The following is a 23,960-nucleotide window of genomic DNA, read 5'->3' as shown; positions in this document are numbered from 1 at the left end:
GCCTCTTCAAAAAGAGGCTCTGGCTTTTAACCGAAGAATAAAGGGGTGTTAACGGGTAACTCTGAGGGTGGTAGAAGCTTTACTCGCCGTAAAGCCGCTATAAGTTAAGTACTTATCTTCAACCTAAAACGACGCTTAACCTATTCTCAAGTAGAGTTTATAACGAATAAGCATACGGTTCAAAATCAGCCATATTTCTGCGTAAACGGCGTTGATCTTTAATTGTCTCAATTTCACGCCATTTTCGTCGGCGCACTTTACCTGTTGCTCTGCTATTTTTTTCCGCGCTTTCTTGCGCTTCGATATCGTCTAATAATTCAATGTCATGCCAATAGTTATTATTCATGCTAATTCCCATGTTATTGCCAATTGTTAGCGCTCATTGGCAATGTAAGGGAATTTGATGAAAGTAATGTGAAACAAAGATGACATTTTAAAGACGAGTAAACAGAGTAAGTCCGATAAAAAAAATTATTGAGCTTTCATCCTTAAGCCTTTTAGGAATGTCGATAACACATCATCAGAACAGTCTTTATAGTGTTTATTATTTGCATTTCTGAAAAAACCGCTTAATTCATACTTACCCAAAACCAGACCGGCTCGTTCAAGCGAAGCAATCACGTCTTCAGCTTTCAAAGACAAAGCAATTTTTACTTTATTAAAGATCATATTATTGGTTAGTACTTGTTCATTTTCACGCGCAGGGCCATCACTTGGACCTCTTTTGCTAATAATTAAACCATTAAGGAAACTGGAAAATTGAGCATCCTCTACCTCTTGATAAGCAGAATCATCTTTCTCTTTGAAGAAATTTGCTAACTGCTCTGCGCTGATTTCACATTGGCATAAAGAAAAAACAGTGCGGATTTCATCATCAGATAATTCAAAAATATTGCTGATGCGGCGAAGGAGGTCGTTATTAATCATTTAAAAGCCTAAGAGTTGTTTTGCTTGGGCAGCTATAGAATAACTGCTTAGAAGATTTTATTAAATATGTGCACAGTATAACTGACTCTAGTGTTATAAGCGTGTTTTGATTAGATAAATCCAACCTTAGCTGTTTAAAGCTTTAGTTATGCCGGAAACTTTTATAAATCTATTTTAAAATCAGAGGTAATTAAAAGCATAAATTGTAATTTTAATTAATAAGTATAAAATATTGCCAACTTCAACATTTGTTAAAAAGGTAATTAAATGAATGCACTAGATACATCCCTCACCCAAATAGAAACTCTCACCATGAAAGCTTATGAACTTGGTTTAGCTTATGCGCCTAAATTAGCGTTATCAGTGCTAACTTTATTGCTCGGCTTATGGATCATCAGCGGTATTAGTAAGCTTGTTAAACTCTCTATGGAACGTTCAAAAGTTGACCCAACCTTGATCCCTTTTATGGGCAGTTTGGTTTCTTGGATCCTAAAAGTACTACTGTTTATCTCTGTTGCCTCAATGATTGGCATCGCCACGACCTCATTTATCGCGGTACTTGGTGCAGCCGGTTTAGCTATTGGTTTAGCGCTACAAGGCAGCTTGGCTAACTTTGCTGGCGGCGTATTAATTATGATATTCAAGCCTTACAAAGTAGGTGATTTGATTGAGTCTCAAGGTCACTTAGGTGTGGTTAAAGAAGTACAAATTTTCAATACAATATTACTATCGCCACAATCTAAACGCATTATTATCCCAAATGGCGCGACCTCAAATGGCTCAGTGATTAACTACACGGTTGAAGGAAAAATTCGTGTAGATTTAACTATTGGTGTTTCGTATAGCGCAGATATTGATCAAACCAAAGCGGTATTAATGGAAGTACTGGTTAGCAATGACAAAGTGTTGCAAGAGCCAGCGCCATTTATTGGTTTATATGAAATGGCTGATAGTTCAGTGAACTTTGTTGTTAGACCACATTGTTTACCTCAGCATTATTGGGCAGTTTACTTTGAAGTTAATGAAGGCATTAAAAAAGCCCTTGATAAGAATTCTATTACTATTCCGTTCCCACAACGCGATGTACATTTGATTCAGTCGTAACGAGTCGGTCTAGTAGTTACAACGGCTCACGCCTCTTGCTTATAGCGAGGTTTAACTACCAAAACAAAAAACCGCCTAAATGCTAGCATTTAGGCGGTTTTTATTTAGCGACTACAAACTTTTATCGGTTAATACTTATTTAGCTGGCCAAGGGCTTCTAACGTTAGTCTTTTTGGTTTGGTTTGTTCTACGCTCATTGCCTTGGGGCTTCGAGCTTCTCGACTGATGGTTTCGCTCTGAACTACTCTTAGCTTGACTGCTTTTAACTTTAGCGTTTTTAGGCACGAAATTTAAAATAGATACCGGCACGGTCTTTTTCACCGGAAAATCAACAAATTCCTTACGTTCGATAACATGGCCTAAGCGACTTTCAATCGCGCATAGCTCTCTGAAATTATCTTTAGAAACGAGCGATACCGCTTCACCTGAAGCGCCGGCTCGACCTGTACGTCCAATACGATGAATATATTCATCAACTTGCCCTGGAAGGTCATAGTTTACCACTAAGTTAAGTTCGCCAATATCAAGGCCGCGTGCGGCAATACCGGTTGCCACTAAATACTTAATTTTTCCTAACTTAAAGTCGTTAAGTAGCTGCTCCCTTATCTCTTGAGTTCTACCACTGTGAATACTTTCAGCCGCGATGCCACGTTTTTCTAATTGGCTTACTAACTTAGCAGCCCCGTGCTTAGTCTCAATAAAAATAAGCGCTTTTTGCCAGCTTTGCGTGCTAATTAAATGACTCAACAAGGCCGACTTATTGCCTTTATCTGTGGTCACTAACCATTGCTGTATTTTAGGCTTAGAGCTTTCATCTCGAGCGACGCTAATTTCAACAGGCTTATGGATAGTTCGCTTGGCGAGACCTCGGACATTTTCTGACATGGTGGCAGAAAACAATAGATTTTGCCGTTGTTCAGGTAAACGCTCAATAATTTTATTAATATCATCAATAAAGCCCATATCTAACATTCTATCGGCTTCGTCAAGTACCAACATATCAAGTTCATCAAAGTACAATGCTCTTTGATGTGCCATATCTAATAAGCGCCCCGGCGTAGCAACAAGAATATCTATCCCCCAAATCAAACGTTGTTTTTGCTCTTCAGCATCAACACCACCGTACATTGCCATCGAGCTAATATCTAAATGCTTAGCATACTGAACGATACTGGCTTCTACCTGTACCGCCAATTCTCGAGTAGGTACTAAGATAAGCGCACGAATACGTTTACCGCGAAGTTTTTGGTTAGCTTTTTTATATCGACTATTAAGTTGCTCTAATAAAGGTAAAACAAAACTAGCAGTTTTACCTGTGCCGGTTTGCGCAGCAGCAATAATATCTCTACCCGATAAAACATGTGGTATCGCTTTCTTTTGGATCGCGGTAGGTTTTTCATAACCTAAATCCGCTAAAGCGGTTAATATTGGTGCGGATAATTTAAGGGTAGAGAAGGACATAAGGTGTCTCGAGAGCAAAAGAAAATGTTTGCTTCAGCATACTTTAAAGAACTAACTAACTAATAGATAAAGGCTGACAGCATAAGAATTGCTGCAGTATAACAGCAATCGACAAAGTCTAGAAGTTAACGTGATGGCTAGACCCAGTATATAAATTGTAACCTTCGCCTTTACATTTATTCCTGGAGAAGTGCCCCAGGAGCAAGTACTCCGGAAAAGTGTACGCCACTGAGTAACGCCATTTCACGATGCCAGGTCGATAAATCATCTAGGGTAAATTGATTCAAATCATGATGACCACAGGCACGGGCCATAACCTGCATCAGCTGAGTAGAGGCGTCAAAGAAATTACTCAATTGTTTAGATGACTTTTCAATATTTAAGCGTTGTCGTAAATCGGCTTTTTGCGTGGCAATACCCGCGGGACAATTATTGGTATGACACATTCTTGCCGCTACACAGCCAATTGATTGCATCGCACTATTGGCAATGGCTATCCCATCAGCCCCGAGAGCCAAGGCTTTAATAAAATCCATTGGTACCCGTAAACCACCGGTGATAATAAGCGTTACCCGGCCACTGGCGCCAACTTTGTCAAGATAACGCCTCGCTCGAGCCAAGGCAGGAATAGTCGGTACACTGATATGATCGCGAAACATCTCAGGAGCAGAGCCGGTACCACCACCGCGACCATCTAAAATAAGGTAATCGGCGCTGGCATCTAAGGCAAATTGAATATCTTGTTCGATATGGTTGGCACTTAATTTAAAGCCGATAGGAATGCCGCCAGTAATTTCTCTGACATGATCGGCAAAGTCTTTGAAGTCGCTGACACTAACTAAGTCTTTAAACGTTGGTGGTGACACCGCCGCTTTTCCTGGTGTTAGTCCTCTCACTTGTGAAATTTTACCGACATTTTTACTGGCGGGTAAATGCCCACCGGTTCCTGTTTTCGCCGCTTGACCGCCCTTAAAATGAAAGGCTTGTACCTTTTTTAATAACTTTTCATCATAGCCAAACTTGGCACTGGCGAGTTCGTAGAAATAGCGCGAATTAGCCGCCTGCTCTTCTGGCAACATGCCCCCTTCTCCGGAGCAAATTCCGGTTCCTGAAAGCTGTGCGCCTTTGGCTAAAGATATTTTAGCTTCTTCAGATAAAGCGCCAAAGCTCATATCTGAAACAAATAAAGGTATTTTCAATTTTAAGGGTTTTTTAGCCTGCGGACCAATAATCAACTCAGTCGCTACAGCCACATCTTCCATTAATGGTTTTCGCGCCATCTGCGCGACCATAATTTGTAAATCATCCCAGTGTGGTAGTTGATCTCTCGGTACGCCCATTGATGTCATCGGCCCATGTTGTCCAATAGCAGATAAACCTTCTTTCGCCAATTGATGAATAAATTCAACCGTAGGCTCTTCTTTGGTCGCACTCGCAATAGGCATATTAGTCACCGCTATTTGAGCAGTATCCCCTTCACGGCCAATTTGCTCTGAGGTTAATTTTTTATGGCTACCATCACAAAAAGGGGCATTGCTCGTTTGCTTACATTGACACAAATAAGCGTCACCACTTTCTTGACCAATAAATCGCTGTGACTTCAAACCACTACCTTTATGGGAGCCATCACAAAATGGCTGGTTTTTTGAGCGACCACAGCTACAAAAGTAATATTCTTGGTCTTTCTCTAAACTCACCTTAATCGGTTTAATATCAGCAATTATTGCTTTTGCCATGGGTTGCCCTTATTTAATTGGTTATTGATGCTCAAAAACGGTCAATACACTTTAATTTATAATTAATCATAGACACAAATAAGGCTTCGCATTGATTTAATTACTATATTAACCTTAATTCTGGATAAACAAGGTTACTCAATAAGCTCTTTTAGCTAAGCTTGTGTTTTAGATGGGGGGATAGAGAGGAAGGGGGATTGCGATAACTAACTAATACTGTTTTATATGTCTAGCGTTGAGGTTGAAAAGGTGGAGCATAAAACTAAACACACTATAATCATGCTAAAAAGTAGATAGGGCTCTAAGGAAAATAGACTAATAAAGCCTTAATATAATAGGTTAACCTAACGTTGCTTTACCTACGGTAACTTTGCCCGTGCCCGGATAATAACGCATTTGCCAATTTTCTTGGCCTTTGGCAGGGTTATCGGATATATAATTATAATAACAATGTGTATCAGGTAAATTTACAGCATAAGCAGTAAACCAATAGACGATATCATTTTCCGCAGTAAAGGCCGCATCACTATGAATGGCGAGTTGAAATTCGTCGTCAAGTAAACCATGCCAAAGCTCTTCACAATTAGCGCCATTTAATACCTTACCATCCATATCACTATCTGAAGTTGCGGTATCCTGCCCCAATGGATAACCGGTTGGCGTTGAATCAATATCCCCGCTACCAAAACAAGCGAGATCTTTAACATGACCTGGCGCTGACTTTGCTATCCAGCAATTATGATACAGAGCAACTGCACTTTCAAAGGAGGAAAAAGTAGCATGGGCGACACTATCATGGGCGTCTTGAGTTAAGTTAATAAAGCGCGGTAAAGCGGTAACTGACAAGATACCAAGAATGACTATAACGATGACTAATTCAATTAAGGTGAAACCTTTAGCGCTCATATTTTTATACTACAACATTACAAATACCGAGATTGTATATTATATACAGCCATATTTAAAGTTGTTACTCTAAATAGTCATCTCTACGGTAACCACCCAACCAAAGCGGTTACCTGTGACTGGTCATAACTCGTGAGATTTTTCCATCAATAGAGCTTTTACAGCTCTAACTTGTAGAGTTACTGATATCTAAATATTTTGAAATTTCAGTCACATTATCTAGGATTCAATCTGCAATCTTAATGATCACTTATAGCCATAAGCGGACATTGTTGCCTGAATTTTAAAGGCTAACTACTACCACCAAAGAAGACATAATTTAGCCGTGAGTTTATCTTAATGAATAGTCCGCTTAGCCACCCAAAGCGGTCGTTGATCATCTAATTATTAATGATCACTAAGTGATAAGCGGAAGCTAGGAGTGGCTAAATCAAAATGTCTGCTTCTCGCCTTGAGTTCAAATGTTCTCCAGCTAAAAAGATAAATTAGTATACTCCAAAATATCACTGCTTCGGTTATGTGCAAATCCATTACCTAATACCACACAACCTATTTCACACATTCCGTGATTTAACCCGTAATACCTAGAACTATACTTGTATTCGCTAGGTCCATATTTTGAATTCATAAAATTAGTACCATAAAAAGAATATTCGACTACAATTTACTTGCTCTGTAACAAGTTAACACTCTTATTTTTGGCCACAGGGATATTGATAAAAAGTCATATCTCAAGTTAACTAAATAACATTTATACTATTTAAAACCTATTGTAAAAGGACATTTTGATGGTGAAATTTAACCTTACCGACGAAGTAGAAGATTTGTGGAGCTTCTTAGACCAAGCAGCTGTATCGATTCACTTGGTAGGATCAGATGGTACGGTGCATTTTGCTAATAAAATGGAACTCGATGCTCTGGGTTACACCGCAGATGAATATATAGGGCACAATATTGCCGAATTTCATATTGACCAAAACATCATTCAAGATATTTTAACTCGTCTAACCAATGGTGAAACATTACTCAGTTATGTAGCTAGGTTAAAGAAAAAAGACGGTTCAATTCTTTATGTCAGTATAAACTCTAATGTTTATAAAAAAGACGAAACTTTTGTTCATACTCGTTGCTTCACCTCAGAGATAAACGAGTTTGCTTGGGACAGTTTAAAGAATATTCAAGAACTTAGTTAATGCAACTCACCGATACACTAATAGTATTAATAACTGGGTTAATCTTGATGATTACCTTGGTAATTTTTCTTTTGTATCACCTATTCAAGAAGTCCCAAGAAAATACTAGGAATAATAAAACATTAGAAATTTACCAAGATAAACTACGCGTTAAAGATAATGAAATAATACTCGCCTATGAATCTTTTGCCTTATCGACAAAAAAATTAACCGAAGCTAGGCTAACAGCTGTCAAGTTAGTTAAGGTTAAATCAGATTTTTTAGCCAATATGAGTCATGAAATCCGAACGCCTATGGCAGGGGTTTTGGGTATGGCTGAATTATTACAACAAAGTGAAATAGGCCCGCAACAAAAAGAGTGGACAGACAACATCATCTCATCGGCTAGAGCCTTATTGAAGATCCTAAACGAAATACTAGATCAATCTAAACTCGACGAGGGTATGTTAGAACTTAATTTTAAAGACTTTCATTTACAATCTTTTGTAGAAAAAACTGTGGATTTATTCTTACCTCAAATCAACTCAAAAAAATTACAGCTAGAGCTTAACTTAGCACCAAATCTTCCCTATGGTATACATGCTGACTCTCTGCGGATAGGACAAGTCCTTACTAACCTGCTTAGTAATGCAGTCAAGTTCACCTCAACGGGTTACATCAACATTACCGTTAGCCAAACACAGAAAAGCAATAACGATATTCTATTAAAATTTTCAGTCATTGACAGTGGTATTGGATTAACTCAGGAGGAGCAAAAAAAACTATTTAAGCCATTCACTCAAGCAGATCGTTCAACCTATAGAAGCTTTGGTGGCACTGGCTTAGGCTTGTCTATTTCAAAAAAACTGGTTGAATTAATGGGTGGAAAAATAGGCACTGAGAGTGTTAAAGGTGAAGGTAGTCACTTTTGGTTTACCATTTTATGTCAACAGACAAGTAATGTTTTAGTGTTAAAAGAAAGAGATGAATTCGATAATGAATGGCTAGCTAATCGAAGTTTGAAACTACTGTTAGTTGAAGATTCTCGAATATTGCAAAAGCTAATGTTGGCGGTATTAGGGAAGCTTACTCATGAAGTTAAAGTGGCAAATAATGGTGAAGAAGCACTTAGACTACTAAAACAGAATGATTTCGATCTGATATTGATGGACATTAGAATGCCTATTATGAACGGCATTGAAACGACAAGAATAATTAGATCATGGGACTGTAGTAGGTCAACAATACCAATTATCGCTCTAACAGCCGATATAGATGTTGAAAATATTAAACAATACATAGCAAACGGTATGGACGCGGTCTGCGAAAAACCTCTGGAACTCCCCGTACTACTTACCTATATCAACAAACTTTTGAAAGAAGAGGTTCATAGTCAAAAATCCTTCGTGAGGCAACATTAAAATCATAAAAATAGTAGGTTTAAATTACATAAAACAACCAATTCACTGGTGTAGTTGATTAAAACCCACTGGAGCTAATCTTTATAATTAATCACACAAACACCACTGCCTAGCAACTGACTTGTAATTAGTAGGTAGAGCTTACACATCATCTGCTATCGGCTCACAAGCAGACATTCTAGAAAAGCACCAATCTCCTTCTGCTTAGCGCACCAAGAAGTCATAAAAACGAAATAGTGAAACGTCAGCTATCGTATCTAAGTGATCATTAAGATCTTATCTTGTGATTAATAATCTCATCCACTGACTGAAGATTTCAAGCATTATGACCAGTCACATACCTATGATTGGTTGCGAACAACCGTAACTAACTGTAACTAACTGTAACTAACTTGATCGATGTTGTTCTATCGCAAGGTTTGCAATAATAAGAAGTGGTAAAATGGAATATTACTATAAAAAACAGCTTAGAATTTAAAAAAGAGTTTTCAATAAGCTCAACTTAAGGATATTGGGACTACTACTGATGAGCAACATTAGCAATTCAACAGGAGCGATGACCATTAACAATATTGCTTCAGGCCATGTTTATGTGATGACACATTCTCTTTTCTCTGATGTAATCAAAATTGGTTGTACCCCTGAGAATCCTCAAACATATGCAAGCTTATTATCAGCAAAGACTATTGGCGAATACCGCGTTGCTTTCTCATTGTTATGCAGTAACCCGTGTAAGGTAAAAAAACAGCTAAAAAAATACTTAAAAGCACAAGAGTACGTCAATGAATTTTATCAAGTACCCGCAGAAGTGGCGGTAAAGTTACTTAAAAGGGAAATACTGAAAATACCAAATTTAACCAGTATTTAGCTATTTATATACTCTAATTATCAAGGTTATAGTCAGCTTGAAAAAAACTGACTATAAATAAAACTTTATTTTAACGATTCTACTTTAGCCAATGCTTGGGTAAATTCGCTTAGTTCCATCTCTAAACACTCATCATCACCTTGCCAATTAATACCAACAATAACATTGTCTTCGTTTAAGTCTTCAAGCCAAAACTCAAACCAATCCGCAAGGGTAATTTCACAAGGCACATAGTCTTGCCATTCATCAATACAATGCTGTTGAGCTAGCTTTGCACTTGACCAAAGCGGCATAACATCGGTGTTTTCAAAACCAGGAGAGTCAAGGACGACCCAGTCTTCACTCGCTTTATCTTGTAATGCCCAGATAATTTGTGTTGGTTTAGTTTCTGCCAAAAAGGTTTGCATGACGTTGTTGCTATCGCTCATAAGATTATTCGTTCTAATTAATTGAATAGGCTAATTATAACGAAGTTACTCGCAGAGATCATGTTATTGTCTATAAGCATGATAAATAACCCCAAAAATTAAAGGCTTTTTATTTAGCGATTAAATCTATAGAATTAGCGCCCATTTCATCCAAAGAGATTGCTATGTTAGTTCGAGTAAGCTGCATTTTATTGTCACTTTTTTTCTGCCCGCTGACTATTGCCAATAAAGTTAGTCAGTTTAACGAGACGTTTTCAACGCAAGTAGCACAGCAACTCAATCAATATAGTATTCCCGGCGGCGCTTATGCCATTGTGCAAAACAATCGTATCGTTGCCATAGAAAGCTTTGGTCATACCGACAAAGCTAAATCTAATCGAGTAGATAACAACACGGTGTTTCGCTTAGCGTCAGTATCTAAAACCTTTGCCGCCACTATCACCACCATGTTAGCGCAAGAAAAACAGTTAAACCTCTCAGATCCCATCACCAAATATGTGCCTAATTTTACCTTAGCGACAGAGGGGGCAGCACAAAAAATTCAATTAAAACACTTGTTAAGCCATTCTAGCGGCTTAATGCCAAATGCCTTTGATAACCTGCTACATGAAAACTGGAGTATGGACAAGATTATCAGCCGATTTGATCGTATTGAGCCCGTTTGTCAGCCGCAAAAATGTTATGGCTATCAAAATATAGCTTACGCTATGCTACAACCCGCCATAGAAGCTAGCCAAGGAAAAAGCTATGCAGCCCTATTGCAAGAAAGGATCTTTACCCCGCTTAATATGACTAACGCTTCTGTTGGTATCGATGTCTATAAAGAACAAAAAAACACCGCCAAACCCCATATCCTGATAAAACGGGTGAAAACAGGAAAAAAAGACTCCCAAGGCCGTGATATCAAAAGGCATATTTGGCGTACGGTAAAAGTTGAACCTGATTATTATAAAGTGGCTCCTGCAGCTGGCGTTAATGCCAGTATTACCGACTTAGCAAAATGGTTAATCGCCAATATGGGGCATAAGCCCGAGATTTTATCACCCGCGTTATTAACAGAAATAACGACGCCGAGGATAAAAACAGCAAAGGATTTACGGCGCCGCTATTGGCGCGAATATTTAACCGATGCCCATTATGGTTATGGTTGGCGAATTTACCAATTCAACAACCGGAAAATTATTTATCATTCTGGTTGGGTTGCCGGCTTTCGGGCTGAAATAGGTTACTCACCCGATTTAGACCTAGGATTCGCCATGCTCATTAACGCGGAATCTAACGCTATCAGTAAAATATCTAGCCAGTTTTGGTCACAGGTAGAGCTTTTATTTAGCCGACCTTTAACCAAACGCACTAAAAATCAGCGTTAACTATTTGAGTGCGCTAAGTTATTACACTTAATAACTTAGTCCGCTATAAACATTTACCTTAATAAAATTGAAATCCCTTCGCTATAAACAGCTTTATTTTGAAAAAAATTGTCGATGACGAAAATAAATCATGCCAAACAACTACGACACGAGTCGTAGCCCTGCTGCATATCCGCATGAAATTTCAGCAACAAAGCCGCCACGGTTACCTTTTGTTACATCTGACAGTAAACTTTTGCTAAGTTTCGCGCGACAATTACCTTAATAAAAACAAATGAAATTATAAATAACTCCCTATGTCTTTGCTCAAAAACTGTCAAAAAATCACTAAAACCCTGCTGGCTTTTACTGTCCTAACATGCACTTTTACCATTGCTGCCGAACAGGCGGACAGAAAGCGCTTTCAATTAACTCATAATAAAGCCGTCATCAAGGTTGATGGCCGTATGGATGAAGCCGTCTGGAAAACCGCGACCAAGATGGAATTAAAATACGAGAAAAGTCCAGGTGATGGCACCCCCTCACCGGTAAAAACTGAAGTTTACTTTTATGAAAATGGCAGTTCTTTTAATGTCGCTTTTATTGCCTATGATCCTAACCCTGAAAAAATCAGAGCATCACTGCGAGACAGAGATAACCTGTGGGCCGATGATAACGTCGCCATTATCATCGATACTTTTAACGATGAACGCAGTGGTTATGAGTTTTTTGTCAATCCGTTAGGCGCACAAGCAGATGTGCGTATGGATGATACTGATGGCTGGGACGAAGACAGCTCTTGGGATGCTATTTGGGACAGTGCTGGTCAAATAACTGACTTTGGTTACGTTGTTGAAATGAGCATTCCATTTAGTGCCTTGCGATTTCCTGACTCCGATGAAAAACTGGTGTGGAATATTGCCGGTTGGCGAAATTACCCTCGCGATGTAAAGATACAAATGGCCACTAATAAATTTGATCGCGATATAAAATGTAACCTTTGCCAGTTCCATCAACTAGTCGGTTTTGAAGAAATTAAATCAGGGAAAAACTTTCAATTAACGCCAACATTGACACTATCACGAGCCGATGAAAAACCTGACGTACCGGGAAAGTGGCAAGATGGTGATATTGAGATAGAGCCTGGCTTAGATATTCGTTGGGGCTTAACGCAAGATATCGTGCTAAACGCTACCTTAAACCCAGATTTCTCTCAGGTTGAAGCAGATGCTGGACAACTCGATGTTAACAATACTTACTCTTTATTCTATCCTGAAAAAAGGCCATTTTTCCTTGATGGCGCTTCCTATTTTGATACCACTAACTTTAATTTTGTCCATACGCGTAATATTGCCGATCCAGATACCGGTTTGAAATTGACCGGTAAAACCAACGAGCACAGTTATGGTTTGATGGTAGCTGATGACAGTAATACTTCCTTTTTAATGCCTGGTAACCAAGGCTCAGACATTGCCACCTTGGATGAGAAGTCGAACGTCGCGATAGCACGTTATAAAATAGATGTGGGTGAGCGTAATAATGTTGGTGTATTAATGACTCACCGACAATCTGATAATTACCACAATACCCTGGCATCATTCGATGGCACTTACTGGTTAGGTCAAAACGACAGCATTCAATACCAAGTAGCCCAATCTGATACCAAAAATACCGCTGATGTGATGGCTGAATTTGATGTTAGTGAAGAGCAAAGAGGCACGGCTTTAAAGGTAAATTATGCGCGTAGTACCCGAGATTACCGTCTAAATGCTGGCTACACTAATATTAGTGAAGATTTCAGAGCCGATTTAGGCTTTCAATCGAGAAGTAATATCGAGCGAGTAGTCTTAGGTGGTCGCCGAATTTATTACGGTGACAGTGATAATACCTTAACCCAATGGGGCTACTTTGGTGACTGGGATAAAACCTATGACCAAGACGGTAATGTGCTTGAAGAAGAATATGAGATTCATGGCAACATGCAAGGACAGAAGCAGTTTTATACTAACTTTGGCCTAGTTCACCGTGAAAGACTGTATGAAGAAAAGTATTTTAAAGAAACGCAATTTAAAACCTTTGTTGAAATGAGGCCGGTAGCGAATACTCTTATTGGCACCTTTTTCAAGTTTGGTACACAAATTGATTTTGCCAATGCGCAATTAGGCGATGTGGTTTACATCGAAGCTTTTACTGAATGGGATGTAAATCGACATATTAATGCCAGCATTAACTATAACTACTCTCACCTAGATGTTGATGATGGCCGATTATTTACGGCTCATCAATCAGATATTCGACTGAGCTATCAGTTTAGTATGCGCAGTAAACTAAAACTTGTGCTGCAATACACAGATATTGCCCGAGATGTTGATTTATATACCGAAGAAGATGCTGATGATCTCCCTGATGCAAAAAGTAGATTTTTCTCAACTCAACTGATTTATTCTTATAAAATTAATCCGCAAACATTATTCTTTCTTGGCTACTCGGATAGTGGTTTCCAAAATGATGGTTTGGCAGAGCTAACCAGAGATGAACGCTCAGTGTTTACTAAGTTTAGTTACGCTTGGCAGATGTAACAAATTTTTAATAGCACGTAAAAAATGAAAAAAAGCGATGTTTAACATCGCTTTTTTATTGCTTTAAGTTTATTGCTTTAAGTAAAGTCAGCTAACTGAATATTTAACTAACTCACTAACTAAGCCGTCAATCCATGCGCTGCAAAATATCTGCGAGGGTTTGTTGATAGTCACTGTAATCAATAGCTATTTGATGCCTTATGCCGTTTACCTCAAGTACTAATGATGGGAAGCCTTGTTGGCTCAGCGCTCTTGCTAAACTGACCTGCCTTGCTAGCTCTTTTTCAGTGTCAGTGCTACTCAGATCTTTAACAAATTTAGCAATATCGAAATCAATAGTATCGCGCTGGCTTAACGCTGTTGCTAAAGTAATTAACACCTCAATATCTGACGGATTTAAAGCCTCCAAATAATAGGCTCGTTGAATAGCATCTATCATGGTTTTTTGACAATCTTGTTTATGCGCGGCAATTGCTGCTCGACAGGCATTATAAGTGGCACGCCTTGGCACGTTATGGGTCCAAAAATCATAATTAAAGTGGGTGCCTAGTTTCTTCTCGATAGTTCGCCAGTGATTTTGAATCACCTGCTGTTGAGCCAGTGGCATTGGGCTATTGGAATCAGGGGCTAAACCACCGGCAACATATTCCACCGATATTGAAGTCGGTAAATATTGCTGCAAAACATCCCATATTGGACGATAGCCCCAACACCAACTGCACATAGGATCATGCAGGTAATATAACGTGGTCGTCATAGGATTCCTTAATAATGAAGTTTTATACCGCTCATAATTTCATTCTTTGCTCATTAGCCACTTTACCCAACACACCTCTAAACTGGTGAAAGGAGCCGATGAATAAAAACACATAACCAAATAACTCTAGGCCTTCTTGAATAATTGTTTTGTAGATCAGATGGTAATCATCGTTCATTACCTCTTTCCACAGCGTGCCTGAGCCGAATAAGCGACTAAAGACCATGATAATAACTAAGCCTACTAAGATATTGAAATAGGCATTCGTTTGACTAAATAAGCGAGCAGAGTTTATCAAGTTACTATTATGCTTAACGCTATAAATAATCACTGAACTCGCTAATAATAGCGTTGGATAGAACCAAAAACCGTGTACTATCATGTCAAAATAGTAATCGAGTTCGCGTAAAAACATACAGCCGAAAAAACCTGCAACCAAGATAAACAAGGTGCGTGACTCTTCAACTTTATAAGCTGACCAGATGAAAATACCCACACTCGCTAACAGTAGCAATTGCTGAAAAATCTCAGTGAGTGAAACCTCAGCCAAGTTATTTTCTAAGAAAAAATAATCTATCTTAATGGTGGCAATGACACCCGCCGATAGCAATGAAATTAAGATAAAAGGTAATACCAATACTTTAAATAACTGTAACAAAACAAATTCCTTGTTGGTTAACTTTACATTGAAAAACTTACTTAGCTAGAGCCGCTAACTCTAGGGTGACGTAATCTATGCCTTGTTTAGCGATTTTTCTATTCAGCTCAGCTTGTTTAGTGCTTAATAAAGAAATGCCTTCTATAGTGATATCAAACGCCTTCCATTGCTTGGTTTTTTTATTTTTTCGCATCTGAAAGACTATATTAATGGTCGGTGCGCCTTGTTCAACAATTTGAGTTTTAATGCCAATAATTCTTTTGCCTTGAGTCGGCTTTTCCGGCTCAAAAATAACTTGTTGGTTTTTATATTTAGATAAAGCAATGGAGTAGGTTCTTACCAAATAATGACGCATGGCTACAACAAAGTCTGCGCGCTGCTGTTTAGATATATTTTTTAAATGTTTACCTAAGATACGATACGATGCATAACGATAATCTATTGCTGGCATTAACTCTTCTTCGACAATATCGCGCATTAAATGTGGAAATTTAGCAATGGCTTGCTGATTGGCCGATATACGTGAGAACAAGTTAGTACCCGCTGTTTTTAAGACCACATAAGGTGATGCGCTCGCTAAATAAGAGGCTGACTTAGTTGTCGAAGAAGCTGTTGATGATGCTGCCATAACCTCAATTACAATAGTCGAAGATAAAACCAAAGCAAAAATGCTTTTTATTATGAATGCTCGCATGGTAACACGATCCTTTAATATAAAATATGTACTGCGAAATAGGAAATAAAGCATACCGACCGAGCGGTATGCTTTATTTATAACAAGAGAATAGCACCGACCGAGCGGTTTGTTAAATAGAATATAAAGAACAAAAAAGTTTACGAAAGTGTAAATGGGAATAAGCGAGCAATGAATTAGCGAGTTAAGTTCCTGGCTAAAACGTTAAAATAAAAAGCGTTCATCCGTGGGGGAAATAAAGCATCAAGCCGTCAGTGGTGTTATTTTTTCAAGGCTCTAATATAAAAACATAACTCAGCAATAACTTGTTGGAACAATTCTTTATTACGTGAACTTTTACTTAAGGTGGTCGCCCCATTGAGGGTAGCGACGATAAAATACCCTACTTGGCTAAACGCTAGACCTTCGCGTAAATCATCACTGATTTTCATCAGGGCATCGACAATTAACTGATTCAACTGCTCTTGCATAGACAAAATACGCAAACGAAAGCCTTCATCAACATTAGCCATTTCTTCACAGAGGTTATTGAGTGGACAACCACAAACAACTTCACTACAAGACATTTGCTCTGTCATTGAGGTAAAAAAATCACATAAGCCTTCAACAGGATCCTCAACAGTCAAAGCTGACTGCCAGAGTTCTAGAAACTCCGGCGTATAAATTTCTTCGAATACCGCATAACCCAACGCCATTTTACTGGTGAAGTGGTGGTACAGTGCGCCTTTTGATATTTCACAGCGATTGAGAATAACCGACAAGCTAGTTGCGTTAAAACCGTGCTGATGAATTTCATCAGCTGCCACGGTTAATATGTTTTGGCGGGTTTGCTCGGCATCACTCATGGTTACTTCTCTAATATTAACTTTCACTTAAAGAATAACCGACCGCTTGGTATGTTGCAAGGAGTGCTTATTAACCTTCTTTATCAGTTGCGTGATCATTCCAATATAGAGCTAGATGGTTTCTAATGAAGCTGGATAAATTTTAGGGATAGCTATAGAGCTGAGAGTCAAACCGAGTGCTTGATGGACGGATATTTTCTTTGTTATTGTCAAAAAGAGTATCTGTATTTATTTAGCGCGAGTACTATTTTGAGTTGTTCATCTAACGAAGTCAGTAAGTAAAGTGCATACGCTAAAAATAATCATTATTATTTTTTTATTTATTATTGCTTATGTGTGGAGGTGTCATAAAAAATGAGAATCGCGTCACCGGATGAGAAGACTTAACATATTAGTTACGTTTTATGACTGTTCCTAATTTTTGAAATAAGCCTCCCGTATGATCACTTCTACCACAAAGCGGTCTCTTTTCATGAACTCAATTCACCTCAGCTAAAGGGCAGATTAGATACGACCTTAATAAAATCCCTTTAATGCTTCTATGGCACAAAGCGGCATATGTATATCTATTGATACCACGACATGTTATTCGTTTGATCATAATTTTTATAATTGTAGTTAGTACTTTGTAAACTTATCCTTTTAAATTTTTAGAGTTGAAAAATAAACCTTCGTTAAATAGTTCATCTATAGTAATTGCTAATAAAAAAATCTCTGCTAATTTTATGTTATCTATGATGATATCGAATTTGTTGATTTTTATTAATATTTGAAGGGGACGAATGCTCAATAAGAACAAATATAAAGTTTCAATAGGCTTTACCTTATGGCTTCTGTTGATTATTTTCATCTTCAGCATTCCTTTTATACCCTTGACGCTAGATAAAAAACTAGATGCTTCATTTTTGGATCAAGAAGGTAATGAGAACGCATTGATTTTTTTTGGTTTTCGCGGTTGTAGTGACGTCTGCCCAATGACACTATCGAAACTTAGACAGTTATTTGATTCACAGAAAAATCCCTCCCTATGGCCTCAAGTAGTTTTTGTTGATATTGATGCCAACAGTACCTCTGCCCAGGCATCAAGCTTTGCGAAACAGTTCCACGCTTCATTTATCGGTTTACATATTCCAACTGAAGAATTGACTGAAGTTTCTAACAAGTTTGGTTTAAACATAAAGCAGGAAGGAAATCAGATATCACACTTAGGTAAAACCTATTTATTACGGCGAAAAGTAAATGATTGGAGATTGGTAAAAATTTATAATCCCAATAGCTTTTCAGTTGAAACGCTGCAAAGAGAATTATTCGCTTTAAATCATTAAACCCCATCCTTTTAAACGCTGTGTAGGTTTAAACAGCTAACTATAATTTAGTCGGAGAGTAAAATGTTCAAAACATTATTTGCATATTATGACGATAAGATGTCTAAAGAGTTAAAAGAAAAATTTGAGGCTGACTTTAAAATCACCGACAAAATATTGTTATTATCAGTGATTGTTTTTTCTATTAGCGTTGCATTTATTACCTCTTTCCAATACGGCTACTTTAAGTTGGGCATCACCGGTGGCTTGATAATATCAATGGTCTGCATTATTGCCTACAAAACCATGCCCGGTACCACAATGTGCCGAATAATAATGGCAACAGCGCTTACGGGTTTACTTGCTATAACCGTGCAACAATCTAATGGTTTGGGTGAGGGGCACTTTTTGTTTTTCGTCGGTTTTACTCTTTTAATACGATACCGCGATATTCTTCCTTTGTTAGTTTTTGTCGGCACCGTAGTCGTACATCATATACTTTTTACTTATTGTCAAAGTATCGGTTTAGTATTGTGGGGGCAACCTATCAACATGTTTTCTTGGGGAGAACAGACAGAATGGGGATTATTAGCACCGTTTGTTTACCATGTGTTTTTTGCTGTTTTAGCGCTTATTGTGTCTACTTATTACATTTATGAGGGTAACAAACAATTTGTTGAGTCTAACCTAGTCATAGGTGCTGTTGAAAAGGCTGCTAAAGGTGATCTATCTAGTCAAATAGATAATTCAGGGAATGACTCCTTACTTGTGGAACAAGTTAATAATTTTTTAAAACGTCTACACGAAACATTCTCCCAAATAAACCAGGTAACAATTACTTTAGCAACGCAGTCAACTGATGCTAGCAATTCAGCTAAAACACGTACCAACCAAGCGCACGAGCAGCAAAATGAAGTAGGACAAGTTGCTACCGCGGTTACTCAAATGGCAGCTGCAACTCAAGAGATCGCTAACAATGCGGAGCAAACGGCGGTTGCATCTAACGAGACTGTCCAAGCAAGTGAAGAAGGGGGCGAGATCGCCAATACTTGTCAGCAGTCGATTACCGAACTTGCGCAACAGGTATCAAATGCATCAGCAATAATTTCAGAATTAGACCGTAATAGCCAACAAATCAGTGGCATTGTACAAACTATCAGTAGTATTGCAGAACAAACCAATCTACTGGCCTTAAATGCGGCTATAGAAGCTGCTAGAGCTGGCGAACAAGGCAGAGGTTTTGCGGTAGTTGCTGATGAAGTTAGAGTTCTATCACAACGCACTCATACTTCTACGCAAGAAATAACATCAATGATTTCTATATTGCAATCAAGTACACAGTCAGCAGTAAAAACTATGGGTGGTTGCCATGACTTAGCAACTACCAGCGTATCAGATGCAGAAAGGGCAACACAGAGTTTTGCTAACATAACCAATGCTATAAAGAACATATCTGATATGGCAACCCAGATAGCTACGGCAGCAGAAGAACAAACAGCGGTAACAGAAGAAATAAACCGCAATACTAACTCCATAAATGAAGTGTCAGCACTCTTTCTTATCGAGGCAGAAAAGGGGCTTGATGATGCATCTAAATTACAGGATCAAGCTCAACAAATGGGGACATTGGTTAAACATTATCAGTTAGACTAATTTTTTTAACTAACTAATGTCAGCTATTCTCGAAGATAGTGAACATAAAATAGGCAACGTTATATCCATGAAAAGTTTGCCCTTTAATTAACGCTTCAATGTCCACTTTTAGGCGTTCAGTTGACCTAAAGAACAAACGATAGCTAACCTTCTGCTTTGTTGTCTTACCCCGTTTTGTGCACCAAGAAGTCATTAGCGGTGAACTAATTTAAACTATCCATTGGCTAAAAGCTAAGGCTCACTTTTACCACTTAGTTACCATTATTTTATTGCGACTTTTGAAATTTTTTGTAATTTTCTCACGACTTTTGATTCAAGAACTTTAATTATTTGTCCCAATTTAGCTACGGCCCAGAAAATACGATTCAAGAATTCTCATAATTTGTGAAGAGCCACGTATGTGGAGGTGTCATAAAAAGAAGAATCGCGTCAATCAATGAGATTGACCTCTTATGTTCACTGTTAGCACACAGCGTTCCTAATGATTTGAACAATATACTTCACTTTTATGTTCACTATCGCCACGATAGCTGACATTGGCTGCCGTTTTTTGTTTGTTTTATCATTGCTCACTGGGCAAAGATAGATAAATCTTAATCCGTTTAGCATGGTTTAGTGATTCAATATCACTACCCCAGTACTTTCTAATTAGTCGATCAATTAATCCACTTTCTTTGGCTTTTTTTAAGGCTAAAGAGATAACATTTTTGTATTTTTCACCTGCATTCGTTCCAGTTTTGCTCAGATAGAAACGAAAATCTCGGTCGTAAATAAATAGCAAATTTTGCTCTATCTGCAACTCTGGATATCGACTGACTTCTAAGGTAATCTCGTTAATTCCTCTGGCAAAATAATCTATGCCTCTGCCTCTAACGAGCATTTTGAAAATCGCTTCCCAGTTACCTTCATGTTCATGATACGGTAAACCATTAATTTGCCAAACTTTTGCATCAAACCAACGTACCCCCATGCCACCCACTAAACCTAGATCTCTAAAATCGGCAAGATTTTTTACTTTATCATAAAGCGGTTGTTCCCCTTTTTTAATCAACAAAATACGATTGCCAATTAAGCCATTAGTAAGGTCTACTTCAATAGGGATGTAATGCTGATTACGTTCTGTTGTTTCTAACATCCAATAGATGGATATTGTGCCCAAATCTAGGTATCGCTTTATCCTCAATTGCGGGATATCGTGCACTTTTAGTATAGGTGTATGACCAATTTCTTTAATCGCTTGGGTGAGGAGTTCGTGATAAAAAAGGTGTTGTTTGGGACTATCACTCACTTTAGGAATATTTAACCTAATCTCAGCTGAGTAAACAGGTGAAACGCAAAATGTGAGCGAGAATATGACGTAAAAATATAAAGGCCACTTCAATGTACTTAAGCTCCTGTCTATTAGCGGTTAAATATAATAACGCAAAACTATCGTTTAAATTTCTTTATTGATTACATAGCGCTATGTAGCTCATCCCTAAAAGTGTAGAAAATAAAGCCATGAGCAAAAATCAATAACTTGAGTATAGCTTAGTCTTAACATACTAAGTAAAAAGGGTAAATCCTCCAACGTGGCTGTATGGGTAAATTGACTATTCAGTTTTCATAATCTTTAAATATAGATGTCAAATTTATAGTTATGGTCAATACTATTATTTTATGACTTATTCTTTAGTGGAACGATGATGCAAAGCCCAAGCAAGTTGTTAGTTGCGGCAGTGTCGACATTTGCACTGATTAGCTTAGCTGCACAACCGCAAGAATTACAGCAAAAAAATAGTATCGAAACCATAACGGTCACCTCTCAAAAACGTGTTGAACGCTTAGCAGATGTACCTCTAGCCGTTTCTGTGCTTAATAGTGAAAAAATTGATGTTTCGTTTTCTAATCGCTTTGAAGATTTACAACAATTGGTTCCTTCAGTAAGTTTCAAAAAAGGCACCACAAGTCGAAATTCAGCAATCACTATAAGAGGAATAGGCACGATATCGTTTAGTATTGCCGCCGAGCCAAGTGTATCTACTGTCGTTGACGGCGTAGTTTTGGGTCGTTCAGGACAAGCATTCATCGACCTATATGACTTAGAGCGAATTGAAATTCTTAGGGGGCCTCAAGGTACTCTGTTTGGTAAAAATGCATCCGCTGGCGTTGTCAACATTACAACAAAGCGCCCTACTAGTGAAACAGAAAGCATGGTTGAATTCTCGATGTTTCAGGGTAATGAATACCGGATAAAAGCAAAAGTACAAGGGGGAATTAATGACCAACTCTCTGCTAGCTTTGTGGCATTCAAATCTAGCTACGATGGTAATTTATCCAACGTTTACAATAATCAAAAAGTAAATGGCTATGACAAGCAAGGCTTTCGATTAATGTTAGATGCCAATACTTCAGATGACGGAAATTTTTTGTTTATTTTCGAAAATACCGCCGCTGATGACAATTGTTGTGCTGACATTGAAGCATTGCCCAGTGGCCGAAATCCAGACTCTTCAGCAGCACCAAAGAGTAACGGCATTGTTAACGGTATCGCCGACTTTGATTTAAATCAGCGGAAAGTTGACCATGACTTTGAAACTCAAACCATAGACAAAACAATGTCATTTTCAGTTCAGTATGATAAACAGTGGCAAGATTATTCAATAACGTCCATCACCGCTTATCGAGAATGGGAAAATACCGAGTACCGCGAGGGGGACTTTACCTCCATTGCGGGTGATTCTACTGAAGCTGTTTTTGATGTTCCGTTCCAGTTACATGACATTGGGCCACAAACTTGGCATCAATTTTCACAGGAGTTGAGGCTTGCCTCGCCTCTGGGTGCCCGCTTTGACTGGTTAGTCGGCGCGTTCTTCTGGAAAGTAGATTCCGAGCGCAGCTTTACCCGTGAGGCAAGCTGTCAAAATAACAACGGTCAGTTTAACCAAGCGATATCACATTATTTGGAGACAGAATTAGGATTAACTGACCCTGATGAGCAAGAAATAGCAAACTTTATTGCCAGTGAAAATTTAAGCTGCAATGCTAACAATATTGTCAGCGCTACGGCAAATATGAACACTGAGTTCAATAATTGGGCACTGTTTGCTGATGCAAAATACCAAGTTTCAGAGTACTTCAAACTGCTTTTTGGTGTTAGATATACCGATGATGAAATAATTTTTTCACATTACCGTATCAGTAATGATACCTATGGTCGTCGAGGGGTAGGCGTGAGGCCTGCGACTGAAAACACCAATTTCTCTGGTGAAACTAGCAATACCAACACCTCGGTAAAGCTGGGTGGGCAAGTTGAATTAGATGATATGGGCATGATATACGCAACATGGTCACAAGGTTATAAGGGACCTGGCTATAACGTATTTTATAATATGGCAGAAAAGGATACTTTGCCCATAGCAGAAGAAACCTCTAATGCTTACGAACTCGGCTACAAGTTTTTATCTCCTGATTTCATGTTTAATGCGGCATTGTTCCGAACTGAAATTAAAGGATTTCAAGCCAACAACTTTGACAATTCTAGTGGCGTAACCATTACTCGTTTAACCAATGCTGGCAACGTTTCAACACAAGGAATTGAAATAGATATAATATTTCAACCAACAGACAACCTAACGTTAACTGCAGGTTTTGCCCATATAGAAGCGGTAATTGATGAGTTTTTCTGTCCTGAAGCAGAACAATGCACCGACCGCTCGGGTTTAGATGTGCCCTTTTCGCCTGATCTTAAATACTTGCTTGCATTAAATTACGTTACTGAATTGGAATATATGAATATTAAGTGGGATATTGCTTACGTATTTACTGATGAGCAAAAGGCAACTTTACCGAGTAACAGCGGGGAATTTAGTCCGGAAGTAATATTGCCAGAGTACGCATTGGTAAATGCTAGTGTAATATTTTCATTCGATGATGATAGCTACCAGCTAGCACTAATCGGAAAAAACCTAACGGATGAACAGTATTTTACCAGCTATAGCGGTGATGGCTTTCGTTATCAAGTAGCGCGAGATGCCGATAGGTATTTTGGTATTCAATTAAGAATGCATTTTCGATAATAATTGAGCTGAGAAATATATCAAGCAATAGTTCTAGCAC

The 23,960-nt window shown here is 38.3% G+C and carries 20 protein-coding genes; 9 read left to right on the top strand and 11 right to left on the bottom strand.

What is annotated here, in order from left to right; genetic code table 11:
- Window positions 1-157 precede the first annotated feature (157 nt).
- Together F580_RS0106555 and F580_RS0106550 are read right to left on the bottom strand one after the other, a co-directional pair.
- The gene (locus F580_RS0106555; protein ID WP_019026906.1) at window positions 158-346 is read right to left on the bottom strand and encodes a DUF3545 family protein; all 189 of its coding nucleotides are present in this window, start codon (window positions 344-346) and stop codon (window positions 158-160) included.
- 125 nt (window positions 347-471) lie between these two features.
- Window positions 472-927, bottom strand: coding sequence for a YehS family protein (locus F580_RS0106550; protein WP_019026905.1), 456 nt, complete (start codon window positions 925-927; stop codon window positions 472-474).
- Window positions 928-1,194: 267 nt separating this feature from the next.
- Between F580_RS0106550 and F580_RS0106545 the strand changes: the two genes are divergently transcribed.
- The gene (locus F580_RS0106545) at window positions 1,195-2,031 is read left to right on the top strand and encodes a mechanosensitive ion channel family protein (protein WP_019026904.1); all 837 of its coding nucleotides are present in this window, start codon (window positions 1,195-1,197) and stop codon (window positions 2,029-2,031) included.
- 135 nt (window positions 2,032-2,166) lie between these two features.
- On the opposite strand, the gene F580_RS0106540 is transcribed toward F580_RS0106545, so the two are convergent.
- The 3 genes from F580_RS0106540 to F580_RS0106530 form a co-directional block, all read right to left on the bottom strand.
- Window positions 2,167-3,492, bottom strand: coding sequence for a DEAD/DEAH box helicase (locus F580_RS0106540; protein ID WP_019026903.1), 1,326 nt, complete (start codon window positions 3,490-3,492; stop codon window positions 2,167-2,169).
- 176 nt (window positions 3,493-3,668) lie between these two features.
- Window positions 3,669-5,228 carry a glutamate synthase-related protein gene (locus F580_RS0106535; protein WP_019026902.1) on the bottom strand — a complete coding sequence of 520 codons (1,560 nt, stop codon included), beginning with the start codon at window positions 5,226-5,228 and terminating at the stop codon, window positions 3,669-3,671.
- 339 nt (window positions 5,229-5,567) lie between these two features.
- The gene (locus F580_RS0106530; protein ID WP_019026901.1) at window positions 5,568-6,134 is read right to left on the bottom strand and encodes a type II secretion system protein; all 567 of its coding nucleotides are present in this window, start codon (window positions 6,132-6,134) and stop codon (window positions 5,568-5,570) included.
- Window positions 6,135-6,922: 788 nt separating this feature from the next.
- Between F580_RS0106530 and F580_RS0106525 the strand changes: the two genes are divergently transcribed.
- From F580_RS0106525 to F580_RS0106515, 3 genes are all read left to right on the top strand, one after another.
- Complete coding sequence (locus tag F580_RS0106525) at window positions 6,923-7,327, top strand: PAS domain-containing protein (RefSeq protein WP_019026900.1); 405 nt, start codon at window positions 6,923-6,925, stop codon at window positions 7,325-7,327.
- Window positions 7,328-7,374: 47 nt separating this feature from the next.
- Window positions 7,375-8,727 (top strand): ATP-binding protein, encoded by a 1,353-nt coding sequence (locus F580_RS24110; RefSeq protein ID WP_169338299.1) that lies wholly within the window; start codon window positions 7,375-7,377, stop codon window positions 8,725-8,727.
- 526 nt (window positions 8,728-9,253) lie between these two features.
- Window positions 9,254-9,595: a GIY-YIG nuclease family protein gene (locus F580_RS0106515; RefSeq protein ID WP_019026898.1), complete on the top strand. Its 342-nt coding sequence runs from the start codon at window positions 9,254-9,256 to the stop codon at window positions 9,593-9,595.
- A gap of 65 nt (window positions 9,596-9,660) precedes the next feature.
- On the opposite strand, the gene F580_RS0106510 is transcribed toward F580_RS0106515, so the two are convergent.
- Window positions 9,661-10,023, bottom strand: a complete 363-nt coding sequence (locus F580_RS0106510; RefSeq protein WP_026301291.1) for a DUF2750 domain-containing protein — start codon at window positions 10,021-10,023, stop codon at window positions 9,661-9,663.
- Window positions 10,024-10,187: 164 nt separating this feature from the next.
- On the opposite strand from F580_RS0106510, the gene F580_RS0106505 reads away from it, so the two are divergent.
- Both F580_RS0106505 and F580_RS0106500 read left to right on the top strand, forming a co-directional pair.
- Complete coding sequence (locus F580_RS0106505) at window positions 10,188-11,393, top strand: serine hydrolase domain-containing protein (protein ID WP_019026896.1); 1,206 nt, start codon at window positions 10,188-10,190, stop codon at window positions 11,391-11,393.
- A 296-nt stretch (window positions 11,394-11,689) separates the two neighbouring features.
- On the top strand, window positions 11,690-13,951 hold the full coding sequence (locus tag F580_RS0106500) for a carbohydrate binding family 9 domain-containing protein (RefSeq protein ID WP_019026895.1): 2,262 nt from the start codon (window positions 11,690-11,692) through the stop codon (window positions 13,949-13,951).
- A 127-nt stretch (window positions 13,952-14,078) separates the two neighbouring features.
- Here F580_RS0106500 and F580_RS0106495 read toward each other — a convergent pair whose 3' ends face one another.
- From F580_RS0106495 to F580_RS0106480, 4 genes are all read right to left on the bottom strand, one after another.
- Window positions 14,079-14,708 (bottom strand): DsbA family protein, encoded by a 630-nt coding sequence (locus F580_RS0106495; protein ID WP_019026894.1) that lies wholly within the window; start codon window positions 14,706-14,708, stop codon window positions 14,079-14,081.
- A 31-nt stretch (window positions 14,709-14,739) separates the two neighbouring features.
- Window positions 14,740-15,366, bottom strand: a complete 627-nt coding sequence (locus tag F580_RS24105) for a hypothetical protein (RefSeq protein WP_019026893.1) — start codon at window positions 15,364-15,366, stop codon at window positions 14,740-14,742.
- Between the two features lie 37 nt (window positions 15,367-15,403).
- Window positions 15,404-16,060, bottom strand: coding sequence for an MlaC/ttg2D family ABC transporter substrate-binding protein (locus F580_RS0106485; protein WP_019026892.1), 657 nt, complete (start codon window positions 16,058-16,060; stop codon window positions 15,404-15,406).
- A gap of 260 nt (window positions 16,061-16,320) precedes the next feature.
- Window positions 16,321-16,932, bottom strand: a complete 612-nt coding sequence (locus F580_RS0106480) for a TetR/AcrR family transcriptional regulator (protein WP_245560593.1) — start codon at window positions 16,930-16,932, stop codon at window positions 16,321-16,323.
- A gap of 755 nt (window positions 16,933-17,687) precedes the next feature.
- On the opposite strand from F580_RS0106480, the gene F580_RS0106475 reads away from it, so the two are divergent.
- The gene (locus F580_RS0106475; protein WP_157443022.1) at window positions 17,688-18,230 is read left to right on the top strand and encodes an SCO family protein; all 543 of its coding nucleotides are present in this window, start codon (window positions 17,688-17,690) and stop codon (window positions 18,228-18,230) included.
- 63 nt (window positions 18,231-18,293) lie between these two features.
- Window positions 18,294-19,862, top strand: a complete 1,569-nt coding sequence (locus F580_RS0106470; protein ID WP_019026888.1) for a methyl-accepting chemotaxis protein — start codon at window positions 18,294-18,296, stop codon at window positions 19,860-19,862.
- A gap of 562 nt (window positions 19,863-20,424) precedes the next feature.
- On the opposite strand, the gene F580_RS0106465 is transcribed toward F580_RS0106470, so the two are convergent.
- On the bottom strand, window positions 20,425-21,150 hold the full coding sequence (locus tag F580_RS0106465; protein WP_157443021.1) for a hypothetical protein: 726 nt from the start codon (window positions 21,148-21,150) through the stop codon (window positions 20,425-20,427).
- 397 nt (window positions 21,151-21,547) lie between these two features.
- Here F580_RS0106465 and F580_RS0106460 point away from each other — a divergent pair, with 397 nt between their 5' ends.
- Window positions 21,548-23,920, top strand: coding sequence for a TonB-dependent receptor (locus F580_RS0106460; protein ID WP_019026886.1), 2,373 nt, complete (start codon window positions 21,548-21,550; stop codon window positions 23,918-23,920).
- The last annotated feature ends 40 nt before the right edge of the window (window positions 23,921-23,960 follow it).

The organism is Colwellia piezophila ATCC BAA-637 (assembly GCF_000378625.1).
GTDB lineage: Bacteria > Pseudomonadota > Gammaproteobacteria > Enterobacterales > Alteromonadaceae > Colwellia > Colwellia piezophila.
The sequence above is the reverse complement of the archived record's forward strand: the minus strand, read 5'-3'. Positions and strand labels throughout refer to the sequence as shown.

Excerpts from the sequence above, each read along its gene's own strand:
- F580_RS0106485 (WP_019026892.1), bottom strand. The coding sequence starts at position 16,060 with ATGCGAGCATTCATAATAAAAAGCATTTTTGCTTTGGTTTTATCTTCG.
- F580_RS0106510 (WP_026301291.1), bottom strand. The coding sequence starts at position 10,023 with ATGAGCGATAGCAACAACGTCATGCAAACCTTTTTGGCAGAAACTAAA.
- F580_RS0106555 (WP_019026906.1), bottom strand. The coding sequence starts at position 346 with ATGAATAATAACTATTGGCATGACATTGAATTATTAGACGATATCGAA.
- F580_RS0106550 (WP_019026905.1), bottom strand. The coding sequence starts at position 927 with ATGATTAATAACGACCTCCTTCGCCGCATCAGCAATATTTTTGAATTA.
- F580_RS24110 (WP_169338299.1), top strand. The coding sequence starts at position 7,375 with ATGATTACCTTGGTAATTTTTCTTTTGTATCACCTATTCAAGAAGTCC.
- F580_RS0106475 (WP_157443022.1), top strand. The coding sequence starts at position 17,688 with ATGCTCAATAAGAACAAATATAAAGTTTCAATAGGCTTTACCTTATGG.
- F580_RS0106545 (WP_019026904.1), top strand. The coding sequence starts at position 1,195 with ATGAATGCACTAGATACATCCCTCACCCAAATAGAAACTCTCACCATG.
- F580_RS0106530 (WP_019026901.1), bottom strand. The coding sequence starts at position 6,134 with ATGAGCGCTAAAGGTTTCACCTTAATTGAATTAGTCATCGTTATAGTC.
- F580_RS0106460 (WP_019026886.1), top strand. The coding sequence starts at position 21,548 with ATGCAAAGCCCAAGCAAGTTGTTAGTTGCGGCAGTGTCGACATTTGCA.
- F580_RS0106495 (WP_019026894.1), bottom strand. The coding sequence starts at position 14,708 with ATGACGACCACGTTATATTACCTGCATGATCCTATGTGCAGTTGGTGT.
- F580_RS0106515 (WP_019026898.1), top strand. The coding sequence starts at position 9,254 with ATGAGCAACATTAGCAATTCAACAGGAGCGATGACCATTAACAATATT.
- F580_RS0106525 (WP_019026900.1), top strand. The coding sequence starts at position 6,923 with ATGGTGAAATTTAACCTTACCGACGAAGTAGAAGATTTGTGGAGCTTC.
- F580_RS0106540 (WP_019026903.1), bottom strand. The coding sequence starts at position 3,492 with ATGTCCTTCTCTACCCTTAAATTATCCGCACCAATATTAACCGCTTTA.
- F580_RS0106505 (WP_019026896.1), top strand. The coding sequence starts at position 10,188 with ATGTTAGTTCGAGTAAGCTGCATTTTATTGTCACTTTTTTTCTGCCCG.
- F580_RS0106470 (WP_019026888.1), top strand. The coding sequence starts at position 18,294 with ATGTTCAAAACATTATTTGCATATTATGACGATAAGATGTCTAAAGAG.
- F580_RS0106500 (WP_019026895.1), top strand. The coding sequence starts at position 11,690 with ATGTCTTTGCTCAAAAACTGTCAAAAAATCACTAAAACCCTGCTGGCT.
- F580_RS0106535 (WP_019026902.1), bottom strand. The coding sequence starts at position 5,228 with ATGGCAAAAGCAATAATTGCTGATATTAAACCGATTAAGGTGAGTTTA.